Raw genomic sequence first — 1987 nt, 5'->3', positions numbered from 1 at the left:
TCCTGCGCCAGGCGGCTGCTCGGGAAGACGTACTGCCAGATCCACTCCCGCGCCGCGCTCGGGTATTTGCGGCTGAGGGCCTCCGGCATGTACACGTTGCCCGCCCCTGCCGCCAGGTCGCGATCATGCAGGGCCTTGACCTGCTCCAGGTGGGACTCCAGGGGCGTGCGCAGACGCTCCGGCAGCGGCACGATCCGATCCTTCCCGCCCTTCCCGTTGCGCACCGTGATCGACCGATGGCCGAAGTCCAGGTCCCCCACCCGCAGCCGGATGCACTCCATCAGACGCATCCCGGTCCCGTACATTAACCGCGCCATCAGCCCGAAGGTCCCGTCCATGGTCTCGCACAGCCGCCGGACCTCCTCCTGCGTCAGCACCACCGGCAATCGCTGCGCGTGCTTGGTCCGTGCAAAGCGCACATTCTCCAGCGGGCGTTCCAGGACATGCTTGAATAAAAAGGCCACCGCGTTATAGGCCAGACTCTGCGTCTTTGCCGCGACCGACCGCTCCACCGCCAAGTGAGACAGGAACCGCTGCACGTCCTCGACCCCCAGCCGCTCGGCCGGTGTATCGCCACAGAACGCGAGGAACCGTTGACACCAATCCACATAGGCCTGCTCGGTGCGGATGGAATACTGCATCGCGCGAATGGTCCGGGCCAGAGTCTTGAGGAGCGGGAAGCGTTCGGTGGCGCGGGCAAACGCGGGACCCGCCGCCGGCGGGCTTGAGCGCGCGACGGTCGGATGATCGCTGTCGAGCGGGCGCCCCCCGGTTTTCCACCAGTCCCAGTCGATGGTCTTGCCGGCAGGGCAGTGGGCCAGATCGACGAACAGCAGCTGCAAGGCGTCGACCAGTTGCCGGAACTGCCACTCGGCAAGGTGCGCTTGGGCCGCGACCTCCTGCAGGTACCCGGTGAGTTCCTCCGCCGTCACCTGCAACAAAGACACGGGACGCCGCGCCTTCAGGAACGCTTCAACGCGACGGACATACCAAGGGCGCATCTTCTCCGGTACGCCGCGGTGGGCCAGGAGATCCAGATAACGGTCCCAGTTGGAGGGAGAGCCGTCCTCGCGGCGGGGATTGGGGATGGTGGACATCAGGTGGCGGTCGTATGGGTCTTGGACGGAATTCAGTCTAGTTCGCTAGTGGCCCGTTTCAGTCTAGTTCACTAGCGGCCCGCGCCAGCCTAGCGCACGAGCGGCCCGTGCCGGTCGCTTACCCCAAGTCTAATCCGGATGGCAAGCGCCCGGCGGAGGTTTGCCTAGAATCTAGCGTTTTATCTGTGGTATTTGCGGAAACTATGATCCAGATCACAAAACGCCCCTTGCAAAACAGCAGCGAGACGCGGAAAGTACACATCGAAGGGCGATGGGCTGTGTCTGGACCGGCTGCCGATGTGCAACACCGAGCTGCTGGGGGGGCCTCGGCAGGGCACTTGCGGTGAGGCGATGTGCCTGGGCGGTCGGCGGGATTCAGTCTAGAACCTTAGTGGCCCGTGGCGGGCAAGCATGTCGCCGGCCCGTGCCAACCTAGAACACGTTAGGCTTCGAGGAATCCTGTAATCTAGGAGAATACGCATGACAAGAGAAGAACAGCTTGCAGAATTATTGAAACAGATTGGGGTTGAACAACTAAAGAATGTACCAACAAATACATCCGATAGCTTTACGGCTATAGCCGTTTTGCAATCAAGCGTAACGAGCTTACAGGGATACCTAAGTTTACTTTTAGCATTTATAACCTCAACTGAAGAATCAAAAAAGGAGTTTCGCAAATTCATAAAGCTTGCGGCTAATGCAGATATCCCGAAGGAGAATCGGGAAATGCAACAAGCCGCACGCATTCTTGATTTAGCGTACCCTGAAATGGATGACCCTCAATCGCCTGATAAACAGAAAGGGTCACATCAATCCAAGCCTTCACTTGGAGAGAACGTAATTCTGTTTCCGGGATTCCCAAGAAAAGATCCAAAGCAGTAGTCTCAGGG

The 1987-nt window shown here is 59.7% G+C and carries 2 protein-coding genes; one reads left to right on the top strand and one right to left on the bottom strand.

From position 1 onward, the window contains the following. Window positions 1-1097 (bottom strand): integron integrase (locus QZY03_RS20690; RefSeq protein ID WP_295584156.1); only part of this gene is annotated, 1097 nt, incomplete at its 3' end. Between the two features lie 480 nt (window positions 1098-1577). Between QZY03_RS20690 and QZY03_RS20685 the strand changes: the two genes are divergently transcribed. Then, window positions 1578-1979, top strand: coding sequence for a hypothetical protein (locus QZY03_RS20685; protein WP_295584154.1), 402 nt, complete (start codon window positions 1578-1580; stop codon window positions 1977-1979). Window positions 1980-1987 lie beyond the last annotated feature (8 nt).

This window comes from uncultured Lamprocystis sp. (assembly GCF_903933125.1).
GTDB lineage: Bacteria > Pseudomonadota > Gammaproteobacteria > Chromatiales > Chromatiaceae > Thiodictyon.
The sequence above is the reverse complement of the archived record's forward strand: the minus strand, read 5'-3'. Positions and strand labels throughout refer to the sequence as shown.